The sequence below is a fragment of the Streptomyces sp. NPDC002795 genome (genome assembly GCF_042888725.1).
GTDB lineage: Bacteria > Actinomycetota > Actinomycetes > Streptomycetales > Streptomycetaceae > Streptomyces.
In genome coordinates this window covers 226274-249171 of sequence record NZ_JBIAQB010000012.1, presented here as the reverse complement: position 1 = coordinate 249171, position 22898 = coordinate 226274, and the positions used below count along the sequence as shown (strand labels likewise).

The 22898-nt window shown below is 70.2% G+C and carries 22 protein-coding genes and 1 pseudogene; 10 read left to right on the top strand and 13 right to left on the bottom strand.

The window, feature by feature from the left end:
- Window positions 1–49: 49 nt before the first annotated feature.
- The gene (locus ACFYWS_RS32435; protein ID WP_389282382.1) at window positions 50–718 is read right to left on the bottom strand and encodes an ABC transporter permease; all 669 of its coding nucleotides are present in this window, start codon (window positions 716–718) and stop codon (window positions 50–52) included.
- Window positions 715–1470, bottom strand: coding sequence for an ABC transporter permease (locus ACFYWS_RS32430; RefSeq protein ID WP_389282381.1), 756 nt, complete (start codon window positions 1468–1470; stop codon window positions 715–717). The genes ACFYWS_RS32435 and ACFYWS_RS32430 overlap by 4 nt, the downstream gene beginning before the upstream one ends.
- A 196-nt stretch (window positions 1471–1666) precedes the next feature.
- Between ACFYWS_RS32430 and ACFYWS_RS32425 the strand changes: the two genes are divergently transcribed.
- The 7 genes and pseudogenes from ACFYWS_RS32425 to ACFYWS_RS32395 all read left to right on the top strand — a co-directional run bounded on the left by ACFYWS_RS32425 (window position 1667) and on the right by ACFYWS_RS32395 (window position 7054).
- Window positions 1667–2830 carry an ABC transporter ATP-binding protein gene (locus tag ACFYWS_RS32425; RefSeq protein WP_389282380.1) on the top strand — a complete coding sequence of 388 codons (1164 nt, stop codon included), beginning with the start codon at window positions 1667–1669 and terminating at the stop codon, window positions 2828–2830.
- A 168-nt stretch (window positions 2831–2998) separates the two neighbouring features.
- Window positions 2999–3865: pseudogene (locus tag ACFYWS_RS32420) on the top strand (phosphatidylglycerol lysyltransferase domain-containing protein); the annotation flags it as partial.
- Window positions 3866–3951: 86 nt separating this feature from the next.
- Window positions 3952–4815 carry a dihydropteroate synthase gene (gene folP, locus ACFYWS_RS32415; RefSeq protein WP_389282378.1) on the top strand — a complete coding sequence of 288 codons (864 nt, stop codon included), beginning with the start codon at window positions 3952–3954 and terminating at the stop codon, window positions 4813–4815.
- On the top strand, window positions 4812–5333 hold the full coding sequence (locus ACFYWS_RS32410; RefSeq protein WP_389282376.1) for a nuclear transport factor 2 family protein: 522 nt from the start codon (window positions 4812–4814) through the stop codon (window positions 5331–5333). Before folP ends, ACFYWS_RS32410 begins: the two co-directional genes overlap by 4 nt.
- A 209-nt stretch (window positions 5334–5542) precedes the next feature.
- Entirely contained in the window at window positions 5543–5902 is a 360-nt protein-coding gene (gene folB, locus ACFYWS_RS32405) for a dihydroneopterin aldolase (protein WP_267070060.1), read from the top strand.
- Entirely contained in the window at window positions 5899–6498 is a 600-nt protein-coding gene (folK, locus tag ACFYWS_RS32400; protein ID WP_389282375.1) for a 2-amino-4-hydroxy-6-hydroxymethyldihydropteridine diphosphokinase, read from the top strand. Before folB ends, folK begins: the two co-directional genes overlap by 4 nt.
- A gap of 73 nt (window positions 6499–6571) precedes the next feature.
- Window positions 6572–7054: a DUF3180 domain-containing protein gene (locus ACFYWS_RS32395; RefSeq protein ID WP_389282374.1), complete on the top strand. Its 483-nt coding sequence runs from the start codon at window positions 6572–6574 to the stop codon at window positions 7052–7054.
- Window positions 7055–7081: 27 nt separating this feature from the next.
- On the opposite strand, the gene folE is transcribed toward ACFYWS_RS32395, so the two are convergent.
- From folE to dacB, 6 genes are all read right to left on the bottom strand, one after another.
- On the bottom strand, window positions 7082–7687 hold the full coding sequence (folE, locus tag ACFYWS_RS32390; protein ID WP_389282373.1) for a GTP cyclohydrolase I FolE: 606 nt from the start codon (window positions 7685–7687) through the stop codon (window positions 7082–7084).
- Window positions 7688–7807: 120 nt separating this feature from the next.
- Window positions 7808–9823, bottom strand: a complete 2016-nt coding sequence (gene ftsH, locus ACFYWS_RS32385) for an ATP-dependent zinc metalloprotease FtsH (protein WP_389282372.1) — start codon at window positions 9821–9823, stop codon at window positions 7808–7810.
- Window positions 9824–10046: 223 nt separating this feature from the next.
- Window positions 10047–10607, bottom strand: a complete 561-nt coding sequence (gene hpt, locus ACFYWS_RS32380) for a hypoxanthine phosphoribosyltransferase (RefSeq protein ID WP_389282457.1) — start codon at window positions 10605–10607, stop codon at window positions 10047–10049.
- Window positions 10608–10650: 43 nt separating this feature from the next.
- Window positions 10651–11649 carry a tRNA lysidine(34) synthetase TilS gene (gene tilS, locus ACFYWS_RS32375; RefSeq protein ID WP_389282369.1) on the bottom strand — a complete coding sequence of 333 codons (999 nt, stop codon included), beginning with the start codon at window positions 11647–11649 and terminating at the stop codon, window positions 10651–10653.
- 224 nt (window positions 11650–11873) lie between these two features.
- On the bottom strand, window positions 11874–13031 hold the full coding sequence (locus tag ACFYWS_RS32370) for a zinc-dependent metalloprotease (protein ID WP_389282368.1): 1158 nt from the start codon (window positions 13029–13031) through the stop codon (window positions 11874–11876).
- 89 nt (window positions 13032–13120) lie between these two features.
- Window positions 13121–14617, bottom strand: coding sequence for a D-alanyl-D-alanine carboxypeptidase/D-alanyl-D-alanine-endopeptidase (gene dacB / locus ACFYWS_RS32365; protein WP_389282366.1), 1497 nt, complete (start codon window positions 14615–14617; stop codon window positions 13121–13123).
- A gap of 56 nt (window positions 14618–14673) precedes the next feature.
- Here dacB and ACFYWS_RS32360 point away from each other — a divergent pair, with 56 nt between their 5' ends.
- Together ACFYWS_RS32360 and ACFYWS_RS32355 are read left to right on the top strand one after the other, a co-directional pair.
- Window positions 14674–15165 (top strand): inorganic diphosphatase, encoded by a 492-nt coding sequence (locus ACFYWS_RS32360; RefSeq protein ID WP_351334330.1) that lies wholly within the window; start codon window positions 14674–14676, stop codon window positions 15163–15165.
- Between the two features lie 123 nt (window positions 15166–15288).
- Window positions 15289–16956 carry a threonine/serine exporter ThrE family protein gene (locus ACFYWS_RS32355; RefSeq protein WP_389282364.1) on the top strand — a complete coding sequence of 556 codons (1668 nt, stop codon included), beginning with the start codon at window positions 15289–15291 and terminating at the stop codon, window positions 16954–16956.
- On the opposite strand, the gene ACFYWS_RS32350 is transcribed toward ACFYWS_RS32355, so the two are convergent.
- Both ACFYWS_RS32350 and ACFYWS_RS32345 read right to left on the bottom strand, forming a co-directional pair.
- The gene (locus ACFYWS_RS32350; protein ID WP_389282362.1) at window positions 16953–17654 is read right to left on the bottom strand and encodes a DedA family protein; all 702 of its coding nucleotides are present in this window, start codon (window positions 17652–17654) and stop codon (window positions 16953–16955) included. The two genes, ACFYWS_RS32355 and ACFYWS_RS32350, sit on opposite strands and share 4 nt — an antisense overlap.
- Before the next feature lie 144 nt (window positions 17655–17798).
- Window positions 17799–18557 (bottom strand): MerR family transcriptional regulator, encoded by a 759-nt coding sequence (locus ACFYWS_RS32345; protein WP_389282360.1) that lies wholly within the window; start codon window positions 18555–18557, stop codon window positions 17799–17801.
- 122 nt (window positions 18558–18679) lie between these two features.
- Between ACFYWS_RS32345 and ACFYWS_RS32340 the strand changes: the two genes are divergently transcribed.
- Window positions 18680–19972, top strand: coding sequence for an ion channel protein (locus tag ACFYWS_RS32340; RefSeq protein WP_389282358.1), 1293 nt, complete (start codon window positions 18680–18682; stop codon window positions 19970–19972).
- A 46-nt stretch (window positions 19973–20018) separates the two neighbouring features.
- Here the strand turns inward: ACFYWS_RS32340 and ACFYWS_RS32335 are convergent, their stop codons facing one another.
- The 3 genes from ACFYWS_RS32335 to ACFYWS_RS32325 form a co-directional block, all read right to left on the bottom strand.
- Window positions 20019–20786: an ABC transporter permease gene (locus tag ACFYWS_RS32335; protein WP_389282356.1), complete on the bottom strand. Its 768-nt coding sequence runs from the start codon at window positions 20784–20786 to the stop codon at window positions 20019–20021.
- Complete coding sequence (locus ACFYWS_RS32330; RefSeq protein WP_389282355.1) at window positions 20783–21709, bottom strand: ATP-binding cassette domain-containing protein; 927 nt, start codon at window positions 21707–21709, stop codon at window positions 20783–20785. The genes ACFYWS_RS32335 and ACFYWS_RS32330 overlap by 4 nt, the downstream gene beginning before the upstream one ends.
- Before the next feature lie 102 nt (window positions 21710–21811).
- Window positions 21812–22453, bottom strand: a complete 642-nt coding sequence (locus ACFYWS_RS32325) for a PadR family transcriptional regulator (protein WP_389282354.1) — start codon at window positions 22451–22453, stop codon at window positions 21812–21814.
- Window positions 22454–22898 lie beyond the last annotated feature (445 nt).

The window sequence follows — 22898 nt, the reverse complement described above, 5'->3', positions numbered from 1 at the left end:
AAACCCAAGCCATCGGACCCGGGCCCGGGACCTGCCCGGAGCCCCCGGGTCACGCCCGCCTCCGCATGGGGTCGAAGACCCACCCCGCCGCGACGAACAGGCCCTCCACCGCCAGCGCGAGCGCCGCCACGAGCACCGCTCCGGCGACCACCTGCGGCGTGTCCTGGAGGTTGAACCCCGCCGTGATGATCCGCCCGAGCCCGCCTTCCCCGGCCATCGCCGCCAGCGTCGCCGTCGCGATCACCTGCACCGTCGCGGACCGCAGTCCGGTCATCACCAGCGGGTACGCCAGCGGCAGTTCGACGCGGGCGAAGACCTGGCGGCCGCTCATCCCCATGCCGCGCGCGGCCTCCACCACCGAGCGGTCGACCTCGCGCATCCCCACGTACGCGTTGGTGAGCAGCGGCGGCACCGCGAACAGCACCAGCGCGATCAGCGTCGGCACATCGCCGTGCCGGCCGAGCGGGGTGAGCGTGAGCAGCACGAGGACGGCCAGCGTCGGTACCGCGCGCCCCACGTTCGAGATGTTGATCGCGAGCGCGCCGCCCTTGCCCTTGTGTCCGAGCCACAGGGCCAGCGGCAGCGCGATCAGGCAGGAGACGGCGAGCGCGACACCGCAGAAGTACAGGTGCTCGGCGAGGCGGTGCCACACCCCCTTCTCCCCTTGCCAGTTGGCACCCGTGGCCAGCCAGTCGTAGGCCCCCGATATCGCGTTCATGCCACCTTCTCCGGCTCGACGCGCGCCACATCGCCATCGCCGCGGCCGCGGAGCCCCCGTATTCGGAAGCCGCCCCGCGCGGGCGCCCCCACCCTCGTCCACGGCGTCAGCCGGCGCTGCACGCCGAGCAGCAGCAGGTCCGCCAGGATCGCGAGCAGCACGCACAGCACGGACGCGGTGAGCACCTGCGCCTTGAAGTCGCTCTGCAGGCCTCCGACGATCAGCGTGCCGAGCCCGCCGTAGTCCACGATCGAGCCGACCGTCGTCAGCGCCACTGTGGAGACCGTCGCGATCCGCACCCCGGCGAGCATCGCCGGGAGCGCCAGCGGCAGTTCGACCTCCCACAGCAGCCGCAGCGGCCCGTACCCCATCCCGCGCGCGGCCTCTCGCGCCTCCTGCGGGACCGCCTGAAGTCCCGCCAACATGTTCCGCACGAGGATCGTCAGGGAGTACAGCACGAGCCCCGTGATCACCAGCGAGACCGAGAGCCCGAACAGGGGCAGCAGCAGCGAGAACATCGCGAGCGACGGGACCGAATAGAGCACCGTGGTCACACCGAGCACCGGTCCCGCGAAGGCGCGTGCGCGCCGGGCGAGCAGCGCGAGCGGGAAGGAGACGAGGACACCGATCACCACCGACGCGGCGGTGATGCCGAGGTGCTGGACGGTCGCGTCGACCAACTCCTGGCTGCGGGTGCGCAGATACTCCCCGCACACCCAGTCATTGGCCACCAGGCAGTTCCGCTCGCTCACGCCGGCCACCTCCCCCGATTCCCCGAACGTATGTCAGCCGACCGCACAGCCGCACGCACGTTTCCCAACTGCCGACGACCCTAACCGGGCCCACTGACAATGGCCGAGGCCCAGGCGCCGGACGCAACACGGCCGTCACATGACTGCCTCGTACGGGCATCCCCAACCGGGCCGCGGCGCGGCAGAATGGGGTCCCATGATCCGGTTCGAGCACGTCAGCAAGCGGTACGCGGACGGCACCACCGCCGTCGACGATCTGTCCTTCGAGGTGAACGAGGGCGAACTGGTCACGCTCGTCGGCCCGTCGGGCTGCGGCAAGACCACGACGATGAAGATGGTGAACCGGCTCATCGAACCCACCGCGGGCCGGATCTTCCTCGGCGGCGACGACATATCCGGGGTCGACCCGGTCCAACTGCGCCGCCGCATCGGCTATGTGATCCAGCAGGTCGGTCTGTTCCCGCACAAGTCGGTTCTCGACAACACCGCGACCGTGCCGCACCTGCTGGGCGTCAAGCGCGCCAAGGCCCGTGAGAGGGCAGCGGAGTTGCTCGACCTGGTGGGCCTCGACCCGAAGGTGTTCGGGGAGCGCTACCCCGAGCAGCTCTCCGGCGGGCAGCGCCAACGGGTGGGCGTGGCAAGGGCCCTGGCGGCCGACCCGCCCGTCCTGCTGATGGACGAGCCGTTCGGCGCCGTCGACCCCGTGGTGCGCGAGCGCCTGCAGACCGAGTTCCTGCGCCTGCAGCAGACGCTCGGCAAGACCGTCCTGTTCGTCACGCACGACATGGAGGAGGCCGTCCGGCTCGGCGACCGTATCGCCGTCTACGGAGAGGGCCGTATCGAGCAGTACGACACCCCGTCGGCCGTCCTGGGCACGCCCGCCACCGACTACGTGGCCGACTTCGTGGGCGCCGACCGCGGGCTCAAGCGTCTCTCGGTGACCCCGATCGAGGAGGGCGACCTGGAGCAGCCGCCCGTCGTGCACCTCGACGACCCGCTGCCCAGGGAGCTCGACGCCCGCTGGGCCGTCGTCCTGGACCACGACAACAACCTGCACGGCTGGATCTCCGCCGAGCACGCGCGCGTGGCCGCGAACAAGGGCGACACCGTGCGGGACCACGCGCGCCGCATGGAGGCCTGGCTGCCCGTGGGCGCCCCGCTCAAGCAGGCGTTCGCGACGATGCTCCAGCACGACGCGGGCTGGATCGCGGTCATCGACGAACACAGCGAGGGCCGCTTCCTCGGCGTGCTCACCCCGGCCCGCCTGCACGAGGCACTGCGCCGCTCCACGGCCGCGGACGCGCGGGACATCACGCGCGCGGAGGTCGACCTGGAGACGGTGGAGCAGCTCCTTCCCTAGGGTTTCCTAGGGCGTGCCGAGGTTCGCCGTTCACACTCTCGTGGGGTTCACCGTCCACGAGTGAACCCGCGTCGCTCCGCTTCCGTCCTACAGGGCGTACGTCACGGATGCGGCATTCGCACCGTGTTCATATGTCTCGCGGGGCGAGCGGCTGGAGGAGGCGCGGGGATGCGGCGGATCGCGGGCGCCTGCCTCCTGGCCGGCGGCGCGGACATCGTGGCGGGTGTCCTGCCGCGGTTCGCACGCGGCCGCACGGGCGCCGTCACGGAGGCACTCCCGGGCCCGCTCAGCCCCTACGCCGCGGCCCTCGCACTCGGCAGCGGCGTGCTGCTCGTCCTGCTCGCGCGCATGCTGCGGCGCCGCAATCGGCGGGCCTGGTGGGCGGCGACGGTGCTGCTGCCGCTCGGCGCCGCCGGACAGTTCGCGTACCGGGACTCGCTCATCGGGGTCGTCGGCGTCGCCCTGTCCCTGGTGCCGTTGTGGCTGCTGATACGCGACAGGAAGCGGTTCGACGCACCGCCCGACCCGCGCGGCCGCTGGCGCGCCCTGTCCAACTTCGTGCTCCTGGGCGCCGGTTCACTGCTGATCGGCCTCGCCGTCGTCAGCGCGCACCCGCAGCGGCTCGCCGGCGCCCCGAGCCTCGTGGACCGCCTGGAGCACGTCCTGTGCGGACTGCTCGGCATGGAAGGGCCGCTCGTCTACGTAGGCGGCACGGCGCGCACGGTCGCTCTCTCGCTCGGCGCCCTCGGGCTGGTCACCGCGCTGACCACGCTCTACCTCGCGTTCCGCCCCGAGGACCCGGCCGCCCGCGACAAGGGGATCGTGTTCTCGCCCAGCGGCAAGGCGGCGGTCCGCTACCGGGTCGTGTCGGGCGTGATGCTCGCCAAGGGCGACCCCATGGGCGACGTAGAGGCGTGGCCAGGGGCGATGGAGCGCTTCATGGACGAGGCGCGGACCCACTCCTGGACGCCGGCCGTCATGGACTGCTCCGAGACGGGGTGCGCGGTCTGGACCCGCGAGACCGGCCTCGCCGCGCGGCCCCGCCACGAAAAAGGCGGCGCCTTCAGAGGCCGCCAAAGCCGCGAGTTCCGGCCCGCCGCGAAGGGCCTAGGCTTGAGGCCATGAGCACGTCGCAGGTCCGCCGGGGCCACGTAGCCAACCTCCCCGTTTGGGACCGCTGCGCGGTCATGGGCGTCGTCAACGTGACGCCGGATTCGTTCTCGGACGGCGGCCGCTGGTTCGACACGACCGCCGCGATCAAGCACGGCCTCGACCTGGTCGCCGAGGGCGCCGACCTCGTGGACGTCGGCGGCGAGTCCACCCGCCCGGGCGCCCGCCGCGTCGACGAGGACGAGGAGCTCAGGCGCGTCATCCCCGTCGTACGAGGACTCGCCTCCGAAGGCGTGACGATCTCGGTCGACACCATGCGGGCCTCCGTCGCCGAGCAGTCCCTCGCCGCGGGCGCCTCCCTGGTCAACGACGTGAGCGGCGGCCTCTCCGACCCGGAGATGGTCCCGGTCGTCGCCGCCACGGGAGCGCCCTTCGTCGTGATGCACTGGCGGGGCCTCCTGGAGGGCACCAATGTGCCCGGCACCTACGAGGACGTCGTCTCCGAAGTCGTGAACGAGCTCCACGCGCGCGTGGAGGCCGCCATCGAGGGCGGCATCGCCCCCGACCGCATCGTCCTCGACCCGGGCCTCGGCTTCTCCAAGAACGCCGAGCACGACCTCTCCCTGCTCGCCCACCTCGACCGGTTGCACGCGCTCGGCCACCCCGTCCTCGTCGCGGCCTCCCGCAAGCGGTTCCTCGGCCACGTACTGGCCGGCGAACAGGGCGCCCCGCCGCCCGCCCGCGAGCGGGACGCCGCCACCGCCGCCGTCTCCGCGCTCGCCGCGCAGGCGGGCGCCTGGGCCGTACGCGTCCACGAGGTGCGGGCCACCGCCGACGCCGTCCGCGTGGCACGCGCGGTCGAAGGAGCCCAGTGACCGAGGCCGACGTCCAAGCCGTCGACACCGCCAACCGCACCTACTACGAAGCCGTCGAACGCGGCGCCTTCGAGGAACTCACCGCCCTGTGGCTCGCCCCCGAGGACGCCGAATACGCCGAGGACGCCGACCCGGACGAGGCCGAGGACACCTCCGTCAGCTGCGTGCACCCCGGCTGGCCGGTGCTCACGGGCCGGGGCGAGGTGCTCCGCTCGTACGCGCTGATCATGGCGAACACCGAGTACATCCAGTTCTTCCTGACCGATGTGCACATCAGCGTGGTCGCCGACACCGCCCTGGTGACCTGCACGGAGAACATCCTCAGCGGCGGCCCCGCCCCCAAGGAGGGCGACGAGCTCGGCCCGCTCGTCGGACAGCGCGTCGTCGCCACCAATGTGTTCCGGCGCACCCGCGACGGCTGGAAGATCTGGTCGCACCACGCCTCCCCCGTCCTCGCGGAATCGGATGACGAATCCGACGAGATGGGCAACGGGGACGACGACGTCTCACCCGCCTGAAATCCGGATGCGAGGTTGCGCTCTCGACGGCCTGGGTATGGGCGGCTACCAGCAGAGAGTGCACCGTGGGGCCGGTGTGCCGGGTGGGATCAGTCATAGCCCCCGCGGACCGGTGCTGTCAGTGCCCGAAGGTAGATTCGATCGAGGCCGGGACATCGACCGCACATCGGTGGGACCGGCCGTCACCAACGACAGCAGGAGTGATTCGCGTGGATCGTGTCGCGCTGCGCGGCCTCAAGGCCCGTGGGCACCATGGCGTCTTCCCCAAGGAACGCGAGGAGGGTCAGACCTTCATCGTGGACCTGGTGCTCGGCCTGGACACGCGAGCGGCCGCGGCCGACGACGACCTGGCGAAGACCGTGCACTACGGCATCGTGGCGGAGGAGGTCGTGGCCGTTGTCGCGGGCGACCCCGTGGATCTCATCGAGACACTCGCCGAGCGCATCGCCCAGACCTGCCTGAAGCACGAGGGCGTCCAGGAGGTCGAGGTCTGCGTCCACAAGCCGGACGCGCCGATCACCGTGCCCTTCGACGACGTGACCGTCACCATCACCCGGAGCCGAGTATGAACAAAACTCCGTTCGACCCGACCGTCCAGCCGGTGCCGACTTCCGTGGTGGAGCAGGTCGACGCCGCCGACACCACGCTCTCCAACCCCAAGCGCGCCGTGATCTCCCTCGGCGCGAACCTGGGCAACCGCCTGGAGACCCTCCAGGGCGCCGTCGACGCCCTGGAGGACACCCCCGGAGTCCGCGTCAAGGCCGTCTCGCCCGTCTACGAGACGGAGCCCTGGGGCGTCGACCCGGACAGCCAGCCCTCGTACTTCAACGCCGTCGTCGTCCTGAAGACGACGCTGCCGCCCTCCTCGCTCCTGGAGCGCGCGCACGCCGTCGAGGAGGCCTTCCACCGGGTACGGGACGAGCGCTGGGGCGCCCGCACCATCGACGTCGACATCGTCGCGTACGCCGATGTGGTCTCGGACGACCCGTACCTCACGCTCCCCCACCCGCGGGCCCACGAGCGGGCCTTCGTGCTCGTCCCGTGGCACGACGTGGAGCCGGAGGCCCAGCTCCCGGGGCACGGCGCGGTCGCCCAGCTGCTCGACGCCGTGACCCGCACGGGCGTCGCGGCACGCGCCGACCTGGAACTCCGCCTCCCCGAGTAGTCGTTAGGGTCTACCGGACACGGTTAACGGCCCGAACAACAGGGCCAAGACGGACAAGGGGCGACCAACCGGGATGAAGCAACTGCGCATCAGGACGCTGGTCGGCCTCTTCGTCGTCGCCGGAGTGCTGTCCTGGGCGGGCGCCCGCCTGTGGGACTCGCTCGGCACGCTGCCGAAGGTCCCGCTGGCCGCGCCCATCGTGCTGGCCGTGATCGCCGTCGTGCTGCTCGCGACGGCCCTGTCCATCCGCTCCCGGCTGCGCGCACAGCGGGAGCGCCGCCCCGAGGCCAAGGGCGTCGACCCCATGATGGCGGCGCGCGCCCTGGTCTTCGGCCAGGCCAGCGCGCTGGTCGCCGCGCTGGTGGCGGGCATGTACGGCGGAACCGGCGTCTTCCTGCTGGAGTCCCTGGACGTCCCGGCCCGCCGCGACCAGGCGATCTACGCCGGGCTCTCGGTGCTCGCCGGCATCGGCGTCATCGCGGCGGCCATCTTCCTGGAGCGCGTCTGCAAGCTCCCGGAGGACGAAGACCCCGAAGAGGCGGCCCCGGCCGCCTAGGGTCCTCGCGCGCCCCGCAGTCGCGTATCAGCGACCGATGATCAGGCTCATCGCCTCGCTGCGGGTCGCCGGGTCCCGCAGCTGACCGCGCACCGCAGACGTGATCGTCTTCGCGCCGGGCTTGCGCACCCCGCGCATCGACATGCACATGTGCTCGCACTCCACGACGACGATCACACCGCGCGGCTCCAGGATCTCCATCAGGGAGTCCGCGATCTGTGTCGTCAGACGCTCCTGCACCTGCGGACGGCGCGCGTACACGTCGACCAGCCGGGCCAGCTTCGACAGGCCCGTGATCTTGCCGTCGGCGGACGGGATGTAGCCGACGTGGGCAACCCCGACGAAGGGGACCAGGTGGTGCTCGCAGCTGCTCTGCACCTCGATGTCCTTCACCAGGACCATCTCGTCGTGCCCGAGGTCGAACGTCGTCGTCAGGACGTCCGCGGGCTGCTGCCACAGGCCCGCGAATATCTCCTTGTACGCGCGGGCGACCCGCCCCGGGGTCTCCCGAAGGCCCTCGCGTTCCGGGTCCTCGCCGACCGCGATGAGCAGCTCACGCACGGCGTTCTCGGCCCGCTTCTCGTCGAACTCGCCGATCGAGCCCTCACCGTCCAGCGTCACCGCGTCGGTCATCTGGTGCCTCTTTCTCTACTTACATCCCCGCGCGGCAGCGCAAAGGCCGCGTCCCCCACACCGTAAAGCGTGGGGGACGCGGCCTGCATTCCGGGTCTGGCCTGCCCAATGAGGGCGGGGTCAGCTCTCGGGGCGCTCTTCCTTCACCGTGTCCACCGGGGTGGTGGTCTCGATGGCGGGCGTCGCTCCGTTCGCCCCGTTCGTCAGTGAGAGCTCCTTGGGGGAGAGCACCGGCGGGCGGGTCGAGGGGGTACGGCGGTTGGAGCCGGTCCACGCGGGGCGGGCCGGGCGCTTCACGATCGGAGTGAAGATCTCGGCGATCTGCTCCTTGTTCAGCGTCTCCTTCTCGAGCAGCGCGAGGACCAGGTTGTCGAGAACGTCGCGGTTCTCGACGAGGATCTCCCAGGCCTCGTTGTGCGCGGTCTCGATGAGCTTCTTGACCTCTTCGTCGACGAGCGCGGCGACCTCTTCCGAGTAGTCGCGCTGGTGACCCATCTCGCGGCCCAGGAAGGGCTCGGAGTTGTCGCCGCCGAATTTGATCGCGCCGAGCCGCTCGGTCATGCCGTACTGCGTGACCATCGCGCGGGCCGTGCCAGTGGCCTTCTCGATGTCGTTCGCGGCACCCGTGGTCGGGTCGTGGAAGACGAGCTCCTCGGCCGCGCGCCCGCCCAGCATGTAGGCGAGCTGGTCGAGCATCTCGTTACGCGTGGTCGAGTACTTGTCCTCTTCCGGGAGCACCATCGTGTACCCGAGCGCGCGGCCGCGGGACAGGATCGTGATCTTGTGGACCGGGTCGGAGTTCGGCGAGGCCGCCGCGACCAGGGCGTGACCGCCCTCGTGGTACGCGGTGATCTTCTTTTCCTTGTCCGACATGATCCGGGTCCGCTTCTGCGGGCCCGCGACCACACGGTCGATCGCCTCGTCGAGCATCTGGTTGTCGACCAGCTTCCGGTCCGAGCGGGCCGTCAGCAGAGCGGCCTCGTTCAGCACGTTGGCGAGATCGGCACCGGTGAAGCCCGGCGTACGGCGGGCGACGGCCGACAGGTCGACGTCCGGAGTGACCGGCTTGCCCTTCTGGTGAACCTTGAGGATCTCCAGACGGCCCTGCATGTCCGGACGGTCGACCGCGATCTGGCGGTCGAAACGGCCGGGACGCAGCAGCGCCGGGTCGAGGATGTCGGGCCGGTTCGTGGCGGCGATCAGGATGACGCCGCCCTTCACGTCGAAGCCGTCCATCTCGACGAGCAGCTGGTTGAGCGTCTGCTCGCGCTCGTCGTGTCCACCGCCGAGTCCGGCACCACGGTGCCGGCCGACCGCGTCGATCTCGTCGACGAAGACGATCGCCGGAGCGTTCGCCTTGGCCTGCTCGAAGAGGTCGCGGACACGGGAGGCACCGACACCGACGAACATCTCGACGAAGTCGGAACCGGAGATCGAGTAGAACGGAACGCCGGCCTCGCCCGCGACAGCGCGCGCGAGCAGCGTCTTGCCCGTTCCGGGCGGGCCGTACAGGAGTACGCCCTTGGGAATCTTGGCGCCGACAGCCTGGAACTTGGCCGGTTCCTGGAGGAACTCCTTGATCTCGTGGAGCTCCTCGACGGCCTCGTCGCTGCCGGCGACGTCGGAGAACGTCGTCTTGGGGGTGTCCTTGGTGATGAGCTTGGCCTTGGACTTCCCGAACTGCATGACTCGGGAGCCGCCGCCCTGCATCTGATTCATCAGGAACAGGAACACGACGACGATGAGAACGAAGGGCAGCAGCGAGAGCAGGATGCCCACGAAGGGGTTCTGCTTCGAGGGCGAGACGGTGTACCCGTCCGGAATCTGCTTGTCCTCGAACTTGGCCTGAAGAGTCTTGGCCACGTCGACGCCCTGGTCGCCGATGTAGCTGGCCTGGATCTTGTCCGAGCCGTCGACCTTCTGGCCGTCCTTCAGCTCGACCTTGATCGTGCTCTCATCGCCTGTGGTCAGCTTGGCCGAGTCCACTTTGTTGTCGTTGATGGCCTGAATGACCTGGCCGGTGTCCACCGTCTTGTAGCCGCCGGACGAACCGACGACCTGCATCAACACGACCACGGCAAGGACGGCCAGCACGATCCACATGACCGGCCCACGGAAGTATCGCTTCACGTCCATCCATACGGAGCGGTGTCGCCCCGTCCCTCCTGCCATAGTGAGTTTGATAAGGCTGTTTGGAGCTCTTGGTGCTGTTGTAGCCAATTGAAGAACTGTTCTTCGGACGGTACCCCAGCATTGTCACCCGAAGCCGCAGGGGACGAGCGGGAATCTGCCCTTCGCATGCTCCAACGGCGGGAGACCCGCGAGGGTTCCCGTCCCCGCGATCAGGACTGACGACTCCTCAGCCGCCATAGACGTGCGGCGCGAGGGTGCCGACGAACGGCAGGTTCCGGTACTTCTCCGAGTAGTCCAGGCCGTAACCGACCACGAACTCGTTCGGGATGTCGAAGCCGACCCACTTCACGTCGATGTCGACCTTGGCCGCCTCCGGCTTGCGCAGCAGCGTGCACACCTCAAGGGAGGCGGGCTCGCGCGAACCGAGGTTGGTGAGCAGCCAGGACAGCGTCAGACCGGAGTCGATGATGTCCTCGACGATCAGGACGTGCTTGTCCTTGATGTCGGTGTCGAGGTCCTTGAGGATCCGCACGACGCCGGAGGACTGGGTGCCCGAGCCGTACGAGGACACCGCCATCCAGTCCATGGTGAGCGGGGTGGACAAGGCGCGAGCCAGGTCGGCCATGACCATCACGGCACCCTTGAGGACCCCGACGATCAGCAGGTCCTTGCCCGCGTACTCCGCGTCGATCTTCGCGGCCAGCTCGGCCAGCTTCGCGTCGATCTCTTCTTTGGTGATGAGCACCGATTGAAGGTCGGTGCCCATGTCTTTCGCGTCCACCCGCATCACTTTCGGTCGTCCCACCGGCCGCCGCGACGTGACCGTCGAGTCAGCCTTGCCGGATCACCAGTCTGCCACCCTGCCGCTGAGCGAGAACTTTGCCCGGCAGATTGATCTCTCCCTGGCCCCGCCACCCGGTGATCAGGCGGTCGATCTCCTCGATGTGCCGGGCGAACAGCGCTCCGGCAGGGGCGCCGGCCTCGATGGCCGTCCTGCGCAGGATTCTGCGGCGTACGGCGGGCGGCAGGGCGTACAGCTTGGCGCATTCGAGGAGTCCGGCCGCGTCCCGTACGGAATCGGCGGCGTCGCGGGCCCAGGTGTCGAGTGCGTCGGCATCGTCGCGCGACAACTGGGCCGTCCGGGCGAGAGCCTCGACGACGCCTTTGCCGAGCGCCTTCTCCAGGGCGGGCAGGCCCTCGTGGCGGAGTCTGGACCGGGTGTAGGACGGGTCGGTGTTGTGCGGGTCGTCCCAGACGGGCAGGTGCTGGACGAGGCAGGCCTTGCGGGCGGTCTGCCGGTCGAGCGTGAGGAAGGGGCGTCGGTAGCGGCCGCCGGCGCCCGACGTCGCGGCCATCCCGGACAGGGAGCGGATGCCGGAGCCGCGGGCGAGGCCGAGCAGGACCGTCTCCGCCTGGTCGTCGCGCGTGTGGCCGAGCAGGACGGCGGCGGCGCCGTGGTGCGCCGCGGCGGCGTCGAGGGCGGCGTAGCGGGCGTCGCGGGCGGCGGCCTCGGGCCCACCGCCGCGGCCCACATCGACGGCGACGGATTCGACGGGCTTCAGGCCGAGGGCGGCCAGGCGCAGGACGACGTCCTCGGCGCGGGCGTCGGAGCCGGGTTGCAAGCCGTGGTCGACGGTGATGCCACCGGCGCGGATGCCGAGTTTGGGGGCCTCGAAGGCGAGGGCGGAGGCGAGGGCCATGGAGTCGGCTCCGCCGGAGCAGGCGACGAGCACCACGGGCTCGGTGTCCGGCCGGGAGTCGTTGAGGATGTCGTGGAGGACGCGGCGGACCGCCAGGCGTATCGCCGCGACCGCAGGATGGGGACCCATGTCCGGTTCCCTTCATTCCGTTGTCTGGGGGGTGGGCGCTGCTGGACAACTCGAACCGGACCAGCGCCGGCCGGCCCGGCTCATTCGCTCAACGGTGACCGGGTGAGATCGGTCACGCAGAGTGTGTCGATGGTGACAGAGCCGAGCGGTTCCCCGAGCATTGCACGCCAGCCCACGGCCTACGGTCCCTCGGATGGGTGATCCTGGGCAATTATGGGCGTGCCTTACGGAGCTTCCTGAGCGCCGTCCGACTTGTTGTGCACCCGCGCGACCCAGTCCGCCGGTTTGGCGATCTCCGCCTTCGTCGGCAGCGTGTTGGGAGACGTCCAGACGCGGTTGAAGCCGTCCATGCCGACCTCGTCGACGACGGCCCTGACGAACTTCTCGCCGTCGCGGTACTGGCGCAGCTTGGCGTCGAGACCGAGCAGCTTGCGCAGGGCCAGGTCGAGCCGTGAGGCCCCCTTCTGCCTGCGCTGTTGGAACTTCTCGCGGATCTCCTCGACGGACGGCACGACGGCCGGTCCCACACCGTCCATCACGTAGTCGGCGTGCCCTTCGAGGAGCGACATGACGGCGGTGAGGCGGGCGAGGATGTCGCGCTGCGCCGGGGTCTGCACCAGTTCGACGAGCGAGCGGCCGCCGTCGGCTCCCTCTTCGACATCGCCCTCGGGGCGCCCTCCCGCGAGCGACTGGGCCGCTTCCCGTACGCGCTCCAGGAACGTCGTCGGGTCGACCTCGGTCTCCTCCAGGAATGACTGGATCTCGCCCTCCAGGTGGTCGCGCAGCCAGGGCACGGCCGTGAACTGGGTGCGGTGCGTCTCCTCGTGGAGGCAGACCCAGAGCCTGAAGTCGTGCGGTTCCACGTCGAGTTCGCGCTCCACGTGCACGATGTTCGGCGCGACCAGCAGGAGCCTGCCGCCGCCGTTCGGCGCGGCGGGGAGGTCACGGGTGGCGGGGGCGAAGGTCTCGTACTGGCCGAGGACGCGGGAGGACAGGAACGAGAGCAGCATGCCCAGTTCGACGCCCGTGACCTTGCCGCCGACCGCGCCGAGCATCGCGGGTCCGGGGCCCGAACCGCGCCGCTCGTTCATCTTGTCGAGCAGCGGCCTGAGCACCTCGCGGAAGCCCGCGACGTTGGCCTTCACCCAGCCGGCCCGGTCGACCACGAGCACCGGGGTGTCGTGCTCGGAGTCCGTGGCCATGCGCGTGTACGCGCGTACGTGCTCCTCGGACGCCTTGGCGTGCCGGCGCAGCTCCGCCACGACGGCCCGTGCCTCGTCCCGACTGACTTCGGGACCTGGTCGTACCAGTCGGGTCGCGGTCGCCACCGCGAGGTTCCAGTCGACCATTCCCGAAGATGCCGCACCGCCGAGGCTCGTCATGCGTCAACGGTACGTGACCTCTCGCGTACCGGAAGGGGGGTTGGCCCCGGAGCGCCGCCCCACTTCTGCCCCTGGAAACCCTTAAGGGTTCACCTGCAGCCGCAGTTGGCGACGGAGGAGGCGAGGCGGTCGAGGGCCGACTGGGCGGCCTTGGGGTCATTGGCGCCCTCCGTCATGAAGGCGAAGACGAGGAGGCGGCCATCGGCGTCGACGACCGTCCCGGCGAGCGTGTTGACCCCGGTGAGGGTGCCGGTCTTGGCGCGTACCAGGCCTGTTCCGGAGGCGACGGCCGCGTCCTCGTAGCGGCTCGCGAGGGTTCCGGTGAAGCCGGCGACCGGCAGGCCCGTGAGGACGGAGCGCAGCTCCGGGCGGGACGGGTCGGCGGCCTTGGCGAGCAGGCCGGTAAGCAGGTCGACGGAGATCTTGTCGGCGCGGTCGAGGCCGCTGCCGTCGGCGAAATGGGCGTCCTTGAGCGGTAGCCGGAGCTTCCCGAGCTGCTTCTCGACGGCCTTGCCCGCGCCGTCGAAGTCGTGGCTCCCGCCCGCGGCGATCGCGGTCTGCCGGGCGAGCGCCTCGGCGATGTCGTTGTCGCTGTGCGTCAGCATCCGCTCGACGAGCGCGGAGAGCGGCGGCGAGGACACCTTCGCGAGCTTCCGCGCCCGTTCGGACGCCTTGCCGGAGGCCGGGTCGCCCTTGGTCCTGATGCCGCGCTCGCCGAGCATGTCCGCGAACTTCTTCGCCGCGGCCGCCGCCGGATCGCCCTCCCGCGCGGCCGGCCCGCTGTCGGAGTCGTCGGTGCGGGCCTCGTCGGCCATCAGCGGGGTGACCCGGGCGAGGTTCTCGTTGGGGCCGATGGGGTGGATGTCGGGGCCCGAGTACAGCGAGGTGTCGTACGTGAGGGTGACCTCGCCGATGTCGAGCCGCTTGAGGTCCTTGGCGGTCTCGTCGGCGAGGGTTCCCAGGTCGGCGGCGCCGTAGGGGTTCTTTTCGCGGGCGGTCAGGGTCGGATCGCCGCCGCCCACCAGAATCAGCTTCTTGGAGTCCTTCTCCAGGGCCGTACGGGTGGCGATGCGGTGGTCGGGGCCCGCGGCCGAGAGGGCCGCGACCGCCGTGGCCAGCTTCGTCGTGGACGCCGGGGTGAGCGTGTCGCCCGGTGACCGTCCGTAGAGCCGCTTCCCTGTGACGGCGTCGACGACGGCGGCCGTGCGCCGGCCGCCGAGCGCGGTGCCCTTCAGGAGCGGGTCGAGCACGTCGGCCAGGGCGCTCTTCGTGGGGCCCGGCACGGCCGCGCCGGGGGCCGCGAGCACCACGGGCGCGCTCGGCGCCGCCTCGGCCGCACCGCCGTGATCTGCGCCACCTCCGGCCTCCGAGGAGGCGGCCCGGTCGGCCTCGGCCTTACGCTGACCGGAAGCGTCCCAGGGACCGGCCGCGACCGCCACGACGGCCGCGAGGGCGAGACCCACCGCCGTCGCACCCACCGTGACGTGCTTGGTCTTGGATCCGGCAACAGTCTTCGCCGCACTCTTCACGAGCTGCGAAGCCTTCGGCTCCGGCACCGCGGACCAGCCCCTTTCGCGATCACACATCTGCGTAGGGGACACTTAACCACCAGACGTTTGTGTTGATCATTGAGGAGCCACCGGTGGAGTTCGACGTCCTGATCGAGATCCCGAAGGGATCGCGGAACAAGTACGAGGTCGACCACGAGTCCGGTCGTATCCGCCTCGACCGTCGTCTGTTCACGTCGACCGCCTACCCCGCGGACTACGGCTACGTCGAGGACACCCTCGGCGAGGACGGCGACCCGCTGGACGCCCTGGTCATCCTGGACGAGCCGACGTTCCCGGGCTGCCTCATCAAGTGCCGTGTGATCGGCATGTTCCGGATGACGGACGAGGCCGGCGGCGACGACAAGCTGCTGTGCGTCCCGGCGACGGACCCGCGGATGGAGCACCTGCGCGACATCCAGCACGTCTCGGAGTTCGACCGCCTGGAGATCCAGCACTTCTTCGAGGTCTACAAGGACCTGGAGCCCGGCAAGTCCGTCGAGGGCGCCGACTGGGTCGGCCGTACCGAGGCCGAGGCCGAGATCGAGCGTTCCTACAAGCGCGCTCAGGACAACGGCGGCCACTGAGTCCCCAGCGTTCACATCCGGGCCGCCCCCCTGGGGCGGCCCGTTCGCGTATCTGTGCGCATACTGAGGCGTACGTGCGGTGACACGGATCCGCAGTGACGCGAAGGGTGAGGAACGACAGAGGTGACGGAGCGGGAATCCGAGGCCCCCGAGGACCGCAAGCCGCAGTCCGACGAGGCGCGCAGCGCGTTCACGCAGCCCATCGGGATCATCACGCCGCCCCCGGTGGTCGACGAGGAGTCGTCGACCACCTCGGAGTTCGCGGTCCCCAATGGGCTCAACGTGCAGGCGACGGAGCCGGTGGACACGGAGGGCTCCGCGTTCACGCGACCGCGGACCTACAGCGCCCGTGAGTCGCCGGCCGCGTTCACCCCGCCGCACGGCATCCCCATGGTCAGGCTGACCAAGGAGGCGCCCTGGCAGGACCGGATGCGCACCATGCTGCGGATGCCGGTCGCCGAGCGGCCGGCCCCCGATCTGGTGCAGAAGCACGACGCCGAGACCGGCCCCGCCGTTCCGCGCGTGCTCGACCTGACGCTGCGTATCGGGGAGCTGCTGCTGGCCGGTGGTGAGGGCGCCGAGGACGTGGAAGCGGCGATGTTCGCCGTGTGCCGGTCCTACGGGCTCGACCGCTGCGAGCCGACAGTAACGTTCACTCTGCTGTCGATCAGCTTCCAGCCGTCCCTGGTGGACGACCCGGTGACGGCCTCGCGCACCGTGCGGCGCCGCGGCACCGACTACACGCGCCTCGCGGCCGTGTACCGGCTCGTCGACGACATCAGCGACGAGGAGGCCGACGTCTCCCTGGAGGAGGCCTACCGGCGCCTCGCCGAGATCCGCAGGAACCGGCACCCCTACCCGGGCTGGGCGCTCACCGCGGCGAGCGGGCTGCTCGCCGGGTCCGCCTCGATCCTGGTCGGCGGTAACGCGCTGGTGTTCGTCGTCGCCGCGATAGGCGCGATGCTCGGCGACCGTCTCGCGTGGCTCTGCGCGGGGCGCGGGTTCCCGGAGTTCTACCAGTTCACGGTGGCCGCGATGCCGCCCGCCGCGATGGGCATCGCGCTGACGCTGGCGCACGACTACGTAGACGTGCGGGCGTCCGCGGTGATCACCGGTGGGCTGTTCGCTCTGCTCCCCGGGCGGGCACTCGTGGCCGGTGTGCAGGACGGTCTGACCGGCTTCTACATCACGGCCGCGGCCCGCCTCCTGGAAGTCATGTACTTCTTCGTGGGCATCGTCATCGGCGTCCTGATCATGCTCTACGTAGGCGTGCAGTTGGACGCGCAGCTCGACCCGGAGGAGGCGCTGGGGTCCAACAACCGGCCCATCTGGCAGATCCTCGCGTCGATGTCACTGTCGCTCGCGTTCGCCGTCCTGCTGCAGCAGGAGCGCAAGACGGTGATCGCCGTGACGCTCAACGGCGGGGTCGCGGGCGCGATCTTCGGGGCGCTGCACTACCAGGGCGGGATCTCGCCGGTGGCCGCGACGGCCGCGGCGGCGGGGCTCGTGGGCCTGTTCGGGCAGCTCTTCTCGCGGTACCAGTTCGCGTCGGCGCTGCCGTACGTCACGGCCGCGATCGGCCCGCTGCTGCCGGGTTCGGCGACGTACTTCGGTCTGCTCGCGATCGCCCACAGCGATGTGAACAACGGGCTCACGTTTCTGTCCAAGGCGGCCGCGCTGGCCCTCGCCATCGCGATCGGCGTGAACCTCGGTGGCGAGATCTCCCGCCTGTTCCTGCAAGGGCCGGGCGCCGCTGGACGGCGCGCGGCCAAGCGCACGAGGGGCTTCTAGCGCTTCGCGTGGCGGCGCCGCGTGGGCGCCGACGGGGGTTCCCCGGCCTCTCCCGCCTGCTCGGACCGGGCGGCCGCCTTCTTCGACTTGCTGCGGGCCCGCAGGAACTCGATCGCGATCGGCACCACCGAGATCAGGACGATCAGGATCAGGATCGCCTCGATGTTCTTGTGCACGAACTCGATGTTGCCGAGCCAGGAGCCGAGCAGCGTCACGCCCGCGCCCCACAGCACGCCGCCGATCACGTTGAACGTGAGGAACGAGCGGTACCGCATGCCCGAGACGCCCGCGATGATCGGCGTGAACGTACGGACGATGGGCACGAAGCGGGCCAGGACCAGGGACTTGGGGCCGTGCTTCTCGAAGAACTCGTGCGCCTTCGTGACGTTCTCCTGCTTGAAGAGCCGGGAGTCCTCGCGCTTGAAGAGGGACGGGCCGACCTTCTTGCCGAACATGTAGCCCGCCTGGTCGCCCAGGATCGCCGCGACGCAGATCAGCCCGACCGCCCCCCACAGCGGGAAGTCCAGCTGCTTCGAAGTGATCAGCAGACCCGTGGTGAAGAGCAGCGAGTCGCCCGGCAGGAAGAAGCCGATCAGCAGGCCCGACTCGGCGAACACGATCAGCAGCAGGCCCCAGATGCCGAACGTGTTCAGCAGATAGTCCGGGTCCAGCCAGCTTGGTCCTAGAGCAAGCGTCATCACGGGTCCGGACTCCTGAGGGGCTTCGGCGACAAAGGCAGGGCAAGGCAATGGCGATGCAAAGTTATCAACGCCGGTCGTCCCTGCCAGGTTCCAGTGGTCCCCTCAGGATGCACTGTGCGGAAACCGTGGCATACCTGTGGTTCAGCCGTTCCGTACCGAGTTCGCCTGGATCGCGGCGCTCAGATGGTCGGCGACGCCCTCGCCCATGGCGTCGTAGTACGCCTTGAAGCGCTCGTCGGCCACGTACATGGCGCCGAGGCAGGCGTGCATCTCGTGCGGGCAGTCGTAGAACCACCGCGAGATCTGGCCGCGGTGTTCCTCGGCCAGGTCCATGGCGCGCTCGCCGTCCGCCGGTTCTCCGGCCGTGACGAGGGCCACGTAGCGCGCGAGCCAGTCGTCGTTCTCGGTCTTCATGCGCAGCCAGTCCTCCTTGGAGTACGTCGCTGCCCTGCGCTGCGACTCGGCGTACGCCGCCGTGCCGCCCCAGCGCTGCTCGGTCTCCTCGGAGTACTCCTCCGGGTCCTTGTCCCCGAAGACCTCGAAGCGCTCTTCCGGTGTGAGCTGGATGCCCATCTTCTGTGCCTCCATGGCGTGTTCGACGGCTTCGGCCATCTTCTGCAGTTTCTCGATGCGGACGGTCAGCAGTTCGTGCTGGCGCCGCAGGTGTTCGCGCGGGTCGGATTCCGGGTCGTCCAGCAGGGCCTGGATCTCGTCGAGCGGGAAGCCGAGTTCCCGGTAGAAGAGGACCTGTTGGAGCCGGTCGAGGTCGGCCTCGCCGTACCGGCGGTGGCCCGCCGTGCTGCGCTCGCTCGGGGTGAGCAGGCCGATCTCGTCGTAGTGGTGCAGGGTGCGCACCGTGGTTCCGGCGAAGCGGGCGACCTGACCCACGGAGTAGCTCATCCGCCGCACCTCCTTTCTCGTACGTGATTCAGCTTGGGTCCTCACGTGACGTGAGGTGCAAGTCGTTTCCTTCGACGGATTCTCGGGGTGTTATGCCTTTTATGTCCGCCTAAAGTGGCGCCGTGAGCACGCATACCGAGATCGAACCGCCGCCCCCGCCCGCCGTGTCCGCTCGCACCTTGCTGCCATTCGTCCTACCCGCGCTGGTGGTGGGTGTCGGATGCAGCGTGCTGTTCCTCGCGCTCGACTGGATCGCGGAGAAGCTGGCGCATCTGGTGTGGGAGGAGCTGCCCGACGCGCTCGGCATCGGCGGCTACTCCGCGCTGTGGATCATCGTGATGCTGACCCTCACGGGCGTCCTCGTCGGGCTCGTGGTCTGGAAGGTGCCGGGGCACGCGGGCCCCGACCCGGCGACGATGGGGCTGGGCGGCGAGGCCCCGCTGCCGCCGTACGTGCTGCCGGGGCTCGCGCTCGCCGCGGCGCTGATGCTGGCCGGCGGGCCGAGCCTGGGCCCGGAGAACCCGATCATCGCGGTGAACGTGGGACTCGCGTTCTGGCTCGGCAAGAAGCTGGTGCCGAACTCGCAGGCGACGATGTGGGTGAGCCTGGCGACGGCGGCGACCATCGGCGCCCTGTTCGGTACGCCGATCGCGGCCGCGCTGCTCGTCTCGGAGGCGCTGGCCGGGAAGGCGATGCCGATGAAGGGCTCGCTGTGGGACAACATGTTCGGGCCGCTGCTCGCGGCGGCCGCGGGCTCCATGACCACTGCCCTGATCGCCTCGCCCACTTTCGACCTGGGACTGCCGCCCTTGAGCGACCCCGGCTGGGCCGACCTCCTGTCGTCGATCGTGATCGCGTGCGCGGCCGCGGTGTTCGCGATGACCGCCGTGTACGCCTTCCCCTACGTGCACCGCGCCTTCGGCCGCCTCGGCCACCCGATGCTGACGCTGCCGCTGGGCGGGCTCGTGCTCGGCCTGCTCGGGGCGCTCGGCGGCGAACTGACGCTGTTCAAGGGGCTCGCGGAGGTCAAGGAGATCGCCGGGTCGCCGGACGACTGGTCGGCCGGGGAGTTCGCCCTGATGACCGTGGTGAAGCTGGCGGCGCTGCTCGTCGCCGCCACGTGCGGGTTCCGGGGCGGGCGGATCTTCCCCGCCGTCTTCGTGGGCGCGGCCTTCGGCCTCTTCGCGCACGCGCTCGTGCCCGGCGTGAACCCGTCGGTCGGCATCGCGGCCGGCGTGCTCGGGGTACTCCTCGCGGTCACCCGCCAGGGCTGGGTCAGCCTGTTCACGGCGGCCGTCCTGGTGGCGTCCCCCGCGATCATCGCCCTGATGTGCATCGCCTCACTGCCCGCCTGGCTGCTGGTGACGGGTCGGCCGCAGATGCAGCTGTCGGAGGACGGGGCGGCGATCCGCTGAGGGCGTCGAGCCGGGGCTCCAGGGCCTGGGCCCCAGAGCCTGGGCCCTACCGGCTCAGCCCCGCGAACCTCCGTACCGCCAGCGGGAAGAAGACCGCCACCAGGCCCACCGGCCACGCCACCGCCAGCCACACCTCGTCCGCGCCGCCCGGGTTGCCGAAGAGGTGGCGGACCGAGGAGGCCGTGGCCGACATCGGGTTCCACTCGACCACCGCGCCCAGCCAGTTGGGCATGGTCGACGGCACCGTAAAGGCGTTGGAGAGGAACCCGACCGGCCACACCAGGATCTGCACGGCCTGCACCAGCTCCGGCTTCCCCGCCACCATGGCCAGCCAGATGCCCATCCACAGCATCGCGAAGCGCAGCAGGAGCAGCAGCCCGAAGGCCCCGAGCACCGCGCCGACCGAGCCGTGCACCCGCCAGCCCAGCGCGAGGCCGACCCCGGCCATGACCGCGATCGACGCCGCCGACTGCAGCATGTCCGCCACCGAACGGCCCACCAGGACCGCCCCGTTGGTCATCGGCATGGACCGGAACCGGTCGATCACCCCCTTGTTGAGGTCCTGCGTGATCGCCACCATCGTCGACTCCAGGCCGAACGCCATGGTCAGCGCGAGCATGCCGGGCACGAGGAAGTCGACATAGTCGCCCTCGACGCCCTTGCCGCCCCCGATCAGGTAGCCGAACATCACGAGCAGCATCACAGGGAAGACCAGGCCGACCACGACCTGGACCGGTTGCCGCCCCCAGTGGGCGAGTTCACGCCGGGTCATCGTCCAGGAGTCGGCGACCGCCCAGCTCATCGACGTACTCATGCGGGGACCTCCGTCAGGTGCAGGAACACCTCGTCGAGCGTGGGGCGGCGCAGCGCCACGTCCTCCGCCTCGACACCGGTCTCCTGAAGGGCTCGTACGACATCGGTGAGCGCGTGCATCCGGTCGTTCACCGGAGCGCTCACCAGGCGGCGGTCCGCGTCGACCGTGGCGCCCGCGGGCAGCATCGAGGCGACCAGCGGCAGCTGCGCCGCGTCCCTGACCACCACGTCGATCCGGTCACCGCCCAGCTTCGCCTTCAGCTCGTCGGGGCTGCCGTCCGCCACGACCCGGCCCCGGTCGACCACCGAGACCCGGTCGGCCAGCTGGTCCGCCTCCTCCAGGTACTGCGTGGTCAGCAGCACCGTCGTGCCGCCGCCGACCAGTGAGCGCACCGCATCCCAGACCTCGGCGCGGCCGCGCGGGTCGAGGCCGGTCGTCGGCTCGTCGAGGAAGAGGACTTCGGGGTCGGTGATCAGCGACGCGGCGAGGTCGAGGCGGCGCCGCATGCCGCCGCTATAGGCCTTGACCGCCTTGCGGCCGGTGTCGGCCAGGCCGAAGCGGGCCAGGAGTTCGTCGGCCCGCACGCCCGCGCGCCCGGCCCCCAGGCGGTGGAGCCTGCCGAACATCTCCAGGTTCTGCCGGCCGCTCAACTCCTCGTCGAGCGCCGCGTGCTGACCGAGCAGGCCGATGCGGTGGCGGACCTCGTCCGGGGCGCGTCGCACATCGTGGCCCGCCACCTCGACGCGGCCCTCGTCGGCCCTCAGCAGCGTCGTCATGATGCGTACGGCGGTGGTCTTGCCCGCCCCGTTCGGCCCGAGCACGCCGTGCACGGTGCCCCGGCCCACCGCCAGGTCCAGGCCGTCGAGTGCCGCCTTCTCCCCGTACCGCTTCCGCACTCCCTCGGCGACGATCGCGTCCGTCATCCGCGCTCCCTCCGTTGCCCGGCCGTCACACGCCCGGCCGCCATAGTCAAACTTGACTAGATGGGCGAAGGTAAGGGAAGCGAGGTCATTCGTCAAACTTGATTAGCGATCGTTCGCCGCGGGCCGTTCCCCCGCCGCGAACGGGTTCTCCTGCCCCTCCGCGAGCACGCCGACGAAGGGCTCACCCTCACCCGCGAAGGTGTAGGCGCCGCCCTCGATGCGGGCGATCAGGCCCCTGGTCCACTCCGCGCCGGTGTCGGCCGAGAAGACCCAGTGGTTCATGATCTCGCCGATGTGGCCCAGCTGCTCGGGGCCCTCTTCGGGCGTGTAGTACTCCGTGACGGAGCGCCGCCACTCCTCCATGCTGCGCACCCGCTCCTTGAGCAGGCCCACGACCTCGCCGCGCGGCAGGTCCACCATGCAGCCGAGCGCCGCCGTGAGGATGTCGGGCCGCTGGTCGTACGAGGTCAGCGACGCGCGGACCAGGGCGAGGTACTCCTCCTGCCCCTCGCCCGTGAGCTCGTACTCGGTGCGCGGCGGGCCGCCGGCCGTGGAAGGCGCGACCTCGTGGGCGCGCAACAGCCCTTGCTTCGCCATCTGCTTGAGCGCGTGATAGATCGAGCCGGGCTTGGCGTTCGACCACTCGTGGGCGCCCCAGTACTCCAGGTCGTTGCGTACTTGATAGCCGTGCGCGCGGCCGTGCTGACGTACGGCCCCGAGAACCAGCAGACGGATCGCTGACATGCGGTCCAGCGTAGACGCCGAGGCACAGGACTCCGCCGCCGGTCAAGCGCCACGGACGCGCGCTGTGCCCGGCACGAACCGCTTCGACGGCCCGGCCCAGCTCTTTTCCGATACGGATCCCGCGGATGCGCCAGGCTGATGAGATCCGGCCAATTCCGCCGGCTTGCCGATCCCTTGGGCGCGGTACGGCGAAGGCCATGTGACGCGTATTTTCGTGGGTCGCGAAGGATTTGATCCGGGCGCTCCGGCCCAGGCGGTGGCTCGAAAGATCATGGCCGGTGGATGGCCCTCGCATGTAATGCAGGCCCCGGGGCAGGCGTTTTTCGAGCTGTAACTGCGAGAACACCCCGCGTGCACGTGCATCTGCCCATGCAAGGGCATATGAACGCAGCTATGATCCTGGACAGTTGGGGCAGATGATCACTGCCGTCCCGGCTTTCACATT

Coding starts and splice junctions, on each gene's coding strand:
- ACFYWS_RS32350 (WP_389282362.1), bottom strand. CDS start 17,654: ATGACGCTTGCTCTAGGACCAAGCTGGCTGGACCCGGACTATCTGCTG.
- dacB (WP_389282366.1), bottom strand. CDS start 14,617: ATGTGTGATCGCGAAAGGGGCTGGTCCGCGGTGCCGGAGCCGAAGGCT.
- hpt (WP_389282457.1), bottom strand. CDS start 10,607: ATGCGGGTGGACGCGAAAGACATGGGCACCGACCTTCAATCGGTGCTC.
- folE (WP_389282373.1), bottom strand. CDS start 7,687: ATGACCGACGCGGTGACGCTGGACGGTGAGGGCTCGATCGGCGAGTTC.
- ACFYWS_RS32425 (WP_389282380.1), top strand. CDS start 1,667: ATGATCCGGTTCGAGCACGTCAGCAAGCGGTACGCGGACGGCACCACC.
- ACFYWS_RS32325 (WP_389282354.1), bottom strand. CDS start 22,453: ATGTCAGCGATCCGTCTGCTGGTTCTCGGGGCCGTACGTCAGCACGGC.
- folP (WP_389282378.1), top strand. CDS start 3,952: ATGAGCACGTCGCAGGTCCGCCGGGGCCACGTAGCCAACCTCCCCGTT.
- ACFYWS_RS32395 (WP_389282374.1), top strand. CDS start 6,572: ATGAAGCAACTGCGCATCAGGACGCTGGTCGGCCTCTTCGTCGTCGCC.
- ACFYWS_RS32335 (WP_389282356.1), bottom strand. CDS start 20,786: ATGAGTACGTCGATGAGCTGGGCGGTCGCCGACTCCTGGACGATGACC.
- ACFYWS_RS32330 (WP_389282355.1), bottom strand. CDS start 21,709: ATGACGGACGCGATCGTCGCCGAGGGAGTGCGGAAGCGGTACGGGGAG.
- ACFYWS_RS32345 (WP_389282360.1), bottom strand. CDS start 18,557: ATGAGCTACTCCGTGGGTCAGGTCGCCCGCTTCGCCGGAACCACGGTG.
- ftsH (WP_389282372.1), bottom strand. CDS start 9,823: ATGGACGTGAAGCGATACTTCCGTGGGCCGGTCATGTGGATCGTGCTG.
- ACFYWS_RS32370 (WP_389282368.1), bottom strand. CDS start 13,031: ATGACGAGCCTCGGCGGTGCGGCATCTTCGGGAATGGTCGACTGGAAC.
- ACFYWS_RS32435 (WP_389282382.1), bottom strand. CDS start 718: ATGAACGCGATATCGGGGGCCTACGACTGGCTGGCCACGGGTGCCAAC.
- folK (WP_389282375.1), top strand. CDS start 5,899: ATGAACAAAACTCCGTTCGACCCGACCGTCCAGCCGGTGCCGACTTCC.
- tilS (WP_389282369.1), bottom strand. CDS start 11,649: ATGGGTCCCCATCCTGCGGTCGCGGCGATACGCCTGGCGGTCCGCCGC.